Source organism: Nocardioides sp., from assembly GCF_047606145.1.
Classification (GTDB): domain Bacteria; phylum Actinomycetota; class Actinomycetes; order Propionibacteriales; family Nocardioidaceae; genus Nocardioides.
Genome location: NZ_JASGET010000092.1, coordinates 1 through 8,468, shown reverse-complemented (window position 1 = coordinate 8,468; position 8,468 = coordinate 1). Strand labels below are relative to the sequence as shown.

The following is an 8,468-nucleotide window of genomic DNA, read 5'->3' as shown; positions in this document are numbered from 1 at the left end:
GCCCGAGCCGCCACCGCGCCCGGGCGGCCTCGCCGTCGCGGCCGCCACCGCTGCCGGGTTCGTCCAGCTCGCCACCGACGGCAGCAAGAAGGCCGGGCTGCCGCTCGCCGGCGGGTCGCGTGCCTTCGCCACCGTCGGGCTGCCGCTGGACCGGCTCAAGCAGGCGGCCCGGCCGCACCGGGTCACCGACCTGGTGCTCGCGCTCACCTGCGGCGCGATCGCCCAGACCCATCCCGAGCTGGTCGAGGCCTGCGGGGGACGGATCCGGGTCGCCGTACCGCTGATGGTGCGGGCGCCCGGCGACGCCGCCGAGGGGAACGCCACCGCCGCGGTGATGCTCGACGTGCCGCTGCGGGACGCACCCACCGCGGAGCTGGTGGCCGAGATCGCCGCGCACACGGCACCGCTGCGTACGCCGACCCGGGCACTGGCCAGCCGGTGGGTGATGGCGCACCTGCTGCGACTCTTCCCCGAGCCGGCGGTCGGCTGGTTCGCCAGGACCGTCTACGGTCACCGCTACTTCGACGGCATCGTGTCCAACATGCCCGGCCCCACCAACCAGTTCTCGATGGCCGGGGTCGACCTGGCGGAGGTCTACCCGGTCCTGCCGCTGGCGCCGGGTGCCCCGTTCGTGGTCGGCGGGCTGAGCTGGCACGGCGTGCTCGCGGTCGGCCTGGCCACCGATCCCGAGGTGGTCGACGCGGTCGCGGTGAGCGGCGCGATGGCGGACCGGCTGGAGTCCCTGTGGTCGGCGTGGTCGGCGTGGTCGGCTCAGGACCAGTTGAGCGCCAACATCAGCCGGGCTCGCTCGCGTGGCGAGTCGAGGGTGTCGCCGAACAGTTCCCGCAGCCGGGACAGCCGGTAGCTGACGGTCTGCGGATGGACATGGAGCTCGGCCGCGACCGCCGCCCGGTCGCCGAGGTTGCGCAGCCAGGAGACCAGGGTCTCGCTCAGCCGCTGCCGCGACCCCTTCGGCAGGTCGGCCAGCGGTTGCAGCACCTGCGCCCGGAGGAAGGCCAGGAGCCGGTCGTCGCGGTGCACGATGATGGTGTCGAGGTGGTCCTCGACGAAGACCGGGTCCCCGAGGAGCACGCCGTCGCCGCGCAGCCCGAACGCCACCTGGGTCAGCTCGGCGCTGCGCGCCAGCATCTCCACGCCGACCCGGATCCCGACCACGCAGCTCAGCCCGCGCAGCGAGCGGCGCAGCCGGTCCCGGTCGCCGCTGGGGTCCGGGATGATCGCGCCCACCAGGTCGCCCTGCCGCACCGGCAGCGCGGTCCCGTCCAGGCGGGAGAGCAGTTGGGTCTCGTCGTCGCACAGCACCAGCGCCACCTGGCTCGGCAGGCGCCAGCGGGCCCGGTCCGCGGTCGCCCTGATCGATGCCATCGTGGATCGGCCGGAGAGCAGCTGCTCGACCAGCTCGACGCGGTACCTGTCGCGGGCCCGCGAGTCGGCCCGCTGGGCACGGACGAACCCGGTCGTGGAGGCGCGCGAGAGGTGGTTGACGAAGTCGAAGACCGACTCGGCCAGCAGTCCGATCTCGTCGGCCGCGAGCCCGACCTCGGCCGCGGTCTGGGCGACGTGCCGCCAGGCCACCCGGGCGCCCACCTGGTAGGCGGTGAGCAGCCGGGTCAGGTCGTGACCGAGCTCCCACTGTCGCTCACCGATCTGCTCGAAGACGACCTGCACCGCCTGCTCGTCCTCCAGCGGGCTGGCGTCGGAGAGGCCGTTGGTCGCCATCACCATCAACCGGTGCAGGAACAGGCTGGCACCGTCCCGGATGGCCTCCAGGTCCTCGTCGAGGAACTCGGCGTAGTCCGGCCACCCCGCACGCAGTTGGTCGCGGACGTCGAGCAGCAGATCGGGCAGGCGCTCGGCGATGCGCTCCTCGAGTCGATGGGTGTCGAGCTCGTGCGGCATGGCGACCTCCGGGGCTCTCGGCACAGATTCGCGGCACAGATCGATAGAAATTGTATCGAGGTGACAAGTTCCTTTCGGAAATGGCGCCGTCAGGGGACAGCGGGACGGGTGAGGTTGGTGTTTCATGGGTGACATGGAGACGACTCGGACGATGTGGGAGGCGAGAGAGTCCGAGGAGAACTTCCCGGTGGCGCTGCGCGTCCTGCCGCGCCGGCACCGCGAGCACCTGCACGCCGTCTACGGCTTCGCCCGGCACGTGGACGAGCTCGGCGACTCCTACCAGGGCGATCGGACCGCGGCGCTGACCGAGTTCCGCGGCCAGACCCTCGACCTGTGGCGCGGGGTGGCGCCGATGCATCCCGTCCTGCGCCGGCTGGCCCCGACGGTGCGCGAGTGCGGTCTCTCGCTCGAGCCGTTCGACCGGTTGATCCAGGCCAACCTGGCCGACCAGCAGGTCAGCCGCTATGCCACCTCGGCCGACCTGCGCGAGTACTGCCGGCTCTCCGCCGACCCGGTCGGCCGGATCGTGCTGGAGGTCTTCGGCTGTGCTACGCCAGGACGCATCGCGCTCTCCGACCAGGTCTGTACCGGCCTGCAGATCATCGAGCACCTGCAGGACGTCGGCGAGGACTACCGGGCGGGTCGGATCTACCTGCCGACCGAGCTGATGGCGGCCTACGGCGTGCCGGAGCGCGACCTCGGCGAGGCCGCCGCCAGCGGAGAGCTGCGCGCGCTGGTGCTCGCCGAGACGGAGCGGACCGTGGCGCTGTTGCGGGCCGGGTCGGCACTGGTCGGCGAGCTGCGCGGGTGGGCGCGGCTGGCGGTCGCGGGATTCGTGGCCGGTGGCCTCGCCGCCGCCGACGCCGTCCGGCGTACCGGTGGGGACGTCCTCGCCCAGCAGGCGGCGCCGGCCACCGCCGACGTCCTGCGGCACGCGGCCCAGGTGTGGCGCAAGGGGCACCGATGAGTGCGCAGGCGCCGACCGGGGCGATCGCCGAGGCGTACGCCGAGTGTGAGCGGATCACCAGGGCCGAGGCCGGCAACTTCTACTACGGCATCCGGCTGCTGCCCGAGCACAAGCGCACCGCGCTGTGTGCCGTCTACGCGCTCGCCCGGCGGGTCGACGACATCGGCGACGGGGATCTGCCGCGGTCGGCGAAGCTCAAGGAGCTGACCGCGGTCCGGGAGGACCTGGACCGGCTCGGCGCGGTCGGGGGCGATGGCGGCGATGGGCGGGGCGATCTCGGCGACCCGGTGCTGGCCGCGCTGGCCGATGCGCGCAGACGGTTCCCGATCCCGCTGGGGGCGTTCGGCGAGCTGGTGGACGGCGTGGAGACCGACCTGGCGGACCAGGTCCGGATCGCGGACTGGGACGAGCTGGTCCGCTACTGCCGTCGGGTGGCCGGCTCGATCGGTCGGCTCTGCCTGTCCATCTTCGGTGCCGAGGGCGGGCCGGCGGACCCGCGGGTGGAGCTGTTCGCCGACCAGCTCGGCATCGCCCTGCAGCAGACCAACATCCTGCGCGACATCCGGGAGGACCTGGCCGGCGGCCGGATCTACCTGCCGGCCAGCGAGCTGGCGCAGTGGGGGATCGAGCTGCGCACCGACGCCGTCGGCGACCTGGACGACCCCGACGGCCGGTTGGCCGGCTACATCCGCTTCGCCGCGGCTCGGGCACAGGACTGGTACGGGCTCGGACTGCGGTTGATCCCGCACCTGGACCGGCGCAGCGCCGCCTGCTGCGCCGCGATGGCGGGCATCTACCGCCATCTGCTGGGCCGGATCGCCGCGGACCCGATCCAGGTCTACGACAAGCGGCTCAGTCTGTCGACCGGGCACAAGGCACGGGTCGCACTCGGCTCGCTCGCCGGCGCCGGTTGGGCCGCCCGGCGTGGCGTGGCACCGGGGGAGGGGCGGTGACTCCAGTGACGCCAGCAACGCCAGCGACCTCGGCGAGCCGGGCGCCGCAGGGGCGCGTGACCCGCTGTGCCCGGCCGACCCGGCGAAGCGTGGCGGTCGTCGGCGGCGGCCTGGCCGGCATCACCGCCGCGCTGCGGCTGGCCGACGCGGGCTGGCAGGTGAGCCTGCACGAGGCCAAGCCCAAGCTGGGCGGGCTGACCCACTCGTTCCGTCGTGACTCGGCCGACGGGACGGTCGGCCCGCTCTGGGTGGACAACGGGCAACACGTCTTCCTGCGCTGCTGCACCTCCTACCTCGGCCTGCTGGATCGGCTCGGGGTGCGCGACCAGGTCGCGCTGCAGGACCGGCTGGACGTGCCGGTGCGCAGCGGGGTGCGGGCCGGGGTGAGCCGGCTGCGGCGCAACACCCTGCCGGCGCCGCTGCACCTGGGTGCGGCGCTGGCGGGCTATCGCTGGCTGCCGCTGCTGGACCGCGGCCGGATCGTGCCCGCCGCGCTCGCGCTCGGGCGGGTCGATCGGGAGCGTGCCGAGGTGGACGAGCTGAGCTTCGGCGACTGGCTGCGCGAGCACGGCCAGAGCCCGCGTGCGATCGAGACGGTCTGGGACCTGATCGGCGTCGCCACCCTCAACGCGCACGCCGACGAGGCCTCGCTGGCGCTGGCCGCCACCGTCTTCCAGCTCGGTCTGCTGGAGGCCTGCGACGCCGCCGACATCGGCTGGTCGAAGGTGCCGCTGCAGCAGTTGCACGGCGATGCCGCCGCGCGGGCGCTGGACGCCGCCGGGGTCGAGGTCCGCGTCGGCTCGAAGGTGGCCGACCTGGACGACCTCACCACCGACCGGGTGGTGGTGGCCACCACCGCCGCCGACACCGCGCGGCTGGTGCCCGACCTCGACCTGCCCGAGGGGTACGCCGACTCGCTCGGCGCCGCGCCGATCATCAACCTGCACCTGATCTTCGATCGACCGGTCCTGGACGAGCCGTTCGTGGCCGCCGTGGACAGCCCGCTGCAGTGGGTCTTCGACCGGACCGGCCATGCCGGCCTCGCCCACGGTCAGTACCTGGCGGTCTCGCTCTCGGCGGCGGATGCGCTGGTCGACGTACCGGTCCGGGAGCTGGAGGCCCGCTTCCTGCCGGAGGTGCTGGCGCTGCTGCCGGCGGCGCGCGACGCCGAGCTGCGGGACTTCTTCGTCACCCGGGAGCGGCGCGCGACCTTCCGCCCGGCCCCGGGCTCGGGCCGTTTCAGGGCCGAAACCCGGACGAAAGACCCACGTATCTGCCTTGCCGGAGCATGGACCGCCACCGGCTGGCCCGCGACGATGGAGGGCGCCTGCCGCAGCGGCGAGGCCGCCGCGGCCGCCCTCACCGAGGAGAGGATGGATCTGGTGGAGGTGGGGGCATGACGCGCACCCAGGATCCGGTCGGCCCGTGCACGGCCGGCTCGGGACCGGCCGAGCCGGAGGTGTCGGGCTCGGCCGCATCCGGCCCGGCCACTGGCGCGCGGGAGTGGCTGGAGCTGGCCAGGGACCGGTGGCACCCGGCGCTGCGCGGTGCGGTCGACCGGCTCGACCCGCACATGCGGCAGGTGGCCGGCTACCACTTCGGCTGGCTCGACGCCGACGGCCGACCCTCCGACGGTGCCGCGGGCAAGGGACTGCGGCCGGGACTCGCCCTGCTGGTGGCCGACGCGCTGACCGGCGCCCCGCGCGACGCCGTGGCGGGCGCGGTCGCGCTCGAGCTGGTGCACAACTTCTCGCTGGTGCACGACGACCTGATCGACCGCGACCAGGCACGCCATCACCGGCCGACGGTCTGGACGGTCTGGGACGACACCACCGCGGTGCTGGTCGGCGATGCGATGCTCGCCATCGCGCTGGAGGAGCTGGCGCTCAGTGGGTCGCCGTACGCCGTGGCGGCCTCGGTGGCGCTCTTGGCGGCGACCCGGGAGCTGATCCGCGGTCAGGCCGAGGACGTGCTCTTCGAGTCGCGGGCCGAGGTCAGCGTCGAGGAGTGTCTCGGCATGGTGGCCGGCAAGACCGGCTCGCTGCTCGCCGTCAGCGCCTCGATGGGGGCGATCCTGACCGGCGCGGACGACGAGACCGTGGCCGCGTTCCACACCTTCGGCGCCGAGCTCGGCCTGGCCTTCCAGATCGTCGACGACCTGCTCGGCATCTGGGGGACGTCCGAGGTCACCGGCAAGCCGGTGTACGCCGACCTGGCGGCCGCCAAGAAGACGCTGCCGGTGGTCTACACCCTGGCCAGCGAGGGCGAGGCCGGGGCGGGGCTGCGGGAGTGGTTCGCCACGCGTACCGCCCGCGACGCCGCGGACCCGGACGATCTCACCCAGGCCGCCACGCTCATCGAGAAGGCCGGCGGCCGGTCCTGGGCCGCCGACCAGGCGGCGGCGCACGTGAGGACGGCACTGGCCGCCCTCGAGCCGGTCGCCCTCGCCGATGCGCAACGCGAGCGACTGATCGAGCTCGCGCACTTCGTCACCAGGAGGAGCGCATGACCATCGAGAGACCCACCACCGCGGACGGTCTCCTCGGCGACGACGCCGGGCTGGCCGCGCTGCGTGCCGGCGTCGACCGCGCGGCCGGCCACCTCATCTCCCGGCAGAGCGCGGCCGGGTGGTGGAAGGGGGAGCTGGCCACCAACGTCACCATGGACGCCGAGGACATCTTCCTGCGGCACTTCCTCGACGTGGTCGACCCCGCGGGCCAGGAGCGCAGCGCCCGCTGGATCCGCTCCCAGCAACGCCCGGACGGCACCTGGGGCGACTTCCCGGGGGCGCCGCCGACGCTGTCCACGACGGTCGAGGCGTGGGCGGCGCTGCGGGTGGCCGGCGATCCCGCCGACGCCGAGCACATGGAGTGGGCGGCCCGCTGGATCCGCGCCAACGGTGGCCTGGAGAGGGCCCGGGTCTTCACCCACATCTGGTTCTCGCTGATCGGGATGTGGTCCTGGGACCGGTGCCCGACACTGCCGCCGGAGATGATGTTCCTGCCCTCGTGGGCGCCGCTCAACATCTACGACTGGGCCTGTTGGGCCCGGCAGACGATCGTGCCGCTCACCATCGTCAGCGCGAAGCGGCCGGTCCGTCCCGTCGAGGTGGACCCGACCCCGATCCTGGCGGGGACGACGCCGGACAGGTTCGATCCACCGTGGAGTCTGGCGGGGGTCTTCCAGCGTCTCGACGTCGGCGTCCGGCTCTTCGGCAAGCTGCCGGTCAACCCGCTGCGCCGGCTCGCGATGCGACAGGCGGCCGAGTGGATCCTCGCCCGGCAGGAGGCCGACGGCGGCTGGGGCGGCATCCAGCCGCCCTGGGTCTACTCGATCCTGGCGCTCAACCAGATGGGCTACGGGCTCGACCACCCCGCGGTGGCCAAGGCGCTCGCCGGCCTCGACGACTTCTTCGTCGAGGTGCCGGACGGGCCCGAGGGTCCGATGCGGTGGCTGGAGGCCTGTCAGTCGCCGGTGTGGGACACCGGGCTGAGCCTGGAGGCGTTGTTGGAGTGCGGCGTGCCGGCGGACCACCCGGCGGTGCTCCGGGCCGCGGACTGGCTGTTGGGCGAGCAGGTCACCGCCGACGGCGACTGGCAGGTGCGCCGGCCGGGGCTGCCCTCGGCGGGGTGGTCCTTCGAGTTCGCCAACGACATCTACCCCGACACCGACGACAGCGCCGAGATGGTGATCGCGCTGCGCAAGGTCGCCCATCCGGCCCCGGAGCGGCTCCGGGCCGCGCTGGACCGGGCGGTCGCCTGGACGGCCGGGATGCAGACCCGGGACGGCGGCTGGGGCGCGTTCGACGCCGACAACACCCGCACGCTGCCCACCAAGCTGCCGTTCTGCGACTTCGGCAACGTGGTCGATCCGCCGTCGGCCGACGTCACCGCGCACGTGGTGGAGATGCTCGCCGAGGAGGGACTGGCGGACTCGGCCGAGGCGCAGGACGGCGTACGGTGGCTGCTCGAGCACCAGGAGGATGACGGATCCTGGTTCGGCCGGTGGGGCGCCAACCACCTCTATGGCACCGGCGCCGCGGTCCCGGCACTGGTCGCCGCCGGCGTCTCGCCCCAGCATCCGAGCCTGCGGGCCGCGGTGGCCTGGCTGGAGCGGCATCAGAACCGCGACGGCGGCTGGGGCGAGGACCTGCGCTCCTATCGGGACAAGACCTGGGTCGGCCGCGGCGCCTCCACGCCGTCGCAGACCGGCTGGGCGCTGATCGCGCTGATCGCCGCGGCCCCCGACTCGCCGGCCGTCGCCCGCGGCATCGACCACCTGCTCGCCACCCAGCGTGCCGACGGCGGCTGGGACGAGGACCTCTACACCGGCACCGGGTTCCCCGGCTTCTTCTACATCGGCTACCAGATGTACCGCCAGGTCTTCCCGATGTGGGCGCTGGGTCGGTACGCCGCCCGGCGGGGGCTCCTGGAGATCCCGACCGGAGCCCGGACCGGCCGGGTCGCGGGAGCGCCGCCGCCCGACGGCGTCGATCGGGGGCCCGCATGATCCGCACCAGGGGCGTCGTCTGCACTCCGCTGCGCTCGGAGTGGCTGGCCGTCTCGCCGGCCGTCGCCGGGGCGGTGTGCACCGGCCGTTCGCGTGGCGCCGAGGGGCTGCCCCCCGAG

7 protein-coding genes are annotated in these 8,468 nt (G+C 73.9%); 6 read left to right on the top strand and 1 reads right to left on the bottom strand.

The genetic code is table 11. The annotated features are described in order from the left end of the window. Positions 1-865 (top strand): WS/DGAT domain-containing protein (locus QM638_RS11300; RefSeq protein ID WP_415142072.1); only part of this gene is annotated, 865 nt, incomplete at its 5' end. Here QM638_RS11300 and QM638_RS11295 read toward each other — a convergent pair. Further along, a complete protein-coding gene (locus QM638_RS11295; RefSeq protein WP_415142071.1) occupies positions 772-1,920 on the bottom strand; it encodes a PucR family transcriptional regulator in 1,149 nt (382 codons plus the stop codon). The genes QM638_RS11300 and QM638_RS11295 overlap by 94 nt on opposite strands. A gap of 133 nt (positions 1,921-2,053) precedes the next feature. Between QM638_RS11295 and hpnC the strand changes: the two genes are divergently transcribed. From hpnC to shc, 5 genes are all read left to right on the top strand, one after another. Then, complete coding sequence (hpnC, locus tag QM638_RS11290) at positions 2,054-2,887, top strand: squalene synthase HpnC (RefSeq protein ID WP_415142070.1); 834 nt, start codon at positions 2,054-2,056, stop codon at positions 2,885-2,887. Then, positions 2,884-3,840 carry a presqualene diphosphate synthase HpnD gene (hpnD, locus tag QM638_RS11285; RefSeq protein ID WP_415142069.1) on the top strand — a complete coding sequence of 319 codons (957 nt, stop codon included), beginning with the start codon at positions 2,884-2,886 and terminating at the stop codon, positions 3,838-3,840. The genes hpnC and hpnD overlap by 4 nt, the downstream gene beginning before the upstream one ends. Positions 3,841-3,929: 89 nt before the next feature. After that, the gene (gene hpnE, locus QM638_RS11280; protein WP_415142068.1) at positions 3,930-5,240 is read left to right on the top strand and encodes a hydroxysqualene dehydroxylase HpnE; all 1,311 of its coding nucleotides are present in this window, start codon (positions 3,930-3,932) and stop codon (positions 5,238-5,240) included. Next, the gene (locus QM638_RS11275; RefSeq protein WP_415142067.1) at positions 5,237-6,349 is read left to right on the top strand and encodes a polyprenyl synthetase family protein; all 1,113 of its coding nucleotides are present in this window, start codon (positions 5,237-5,239) and stop codon (positions 6,347-6,349) included. The genes hpnE and QM638_RS11275 overlap by 4 nt, the downstream gene beginning before the upstream one ends. Then, positions 6,346-8,349 (top strand): squalene--hopene cyclase, encoded by a 2,004-nt coding sequence (gene shc, locus QM638_RS11270; RefSeq protein WP_415142066.1) that lies wholly within the window; start codon positions 6,346-6,348, stop codon positions 8,347-8,349. The genes QM638_RS11275 and shc overlap by 4 nt, the downstream gene beginning before the upstream one ends. The last annotated feature ends 119 nt before the right edge of the window (positions 8,350-8,468 follow it).

What these genes read in the sequence shown, in the direction of transcription:
- QM638_RS11295 (WP_415142071.1), bottom strand. Translation starts at nt 1,920, where the DNA reads ATGCCGCACGAGCTCGACACCCATCGACTCGAGGAGCGCATCGCCGAG.
- hpnC (WP_415142070.1), top strand. Translation starts at nt 2,054, where the DNA reads ATGGAGACGACTCGGACGATGTGGGAGGCGAGAGAGTCCGAGGAGAAC.
- hpnD (WP_415142069.1), top strand. Translation starts at nt 2,884, where the DNA reads ATGAGTGCGCAGGCGCCGACCGGGGCGATCGCCGAGGCGTACGCCGAG.
- QM638_RS11275 (WP_415142067.1), top strand. Translation starts at nt 5,237, where the DNA reads ATGACGCGCACCCAGGATCCGGTCGGCCCGTGCACGGCCGGCTCGGGA.
- shc (WP_415142066.1), top strand. Translation starts at nt 6,346, where the DNA reads ATGACCATCGAGAGACCCACCACCGCGGACGGTCTCCTCGGCGACGAC.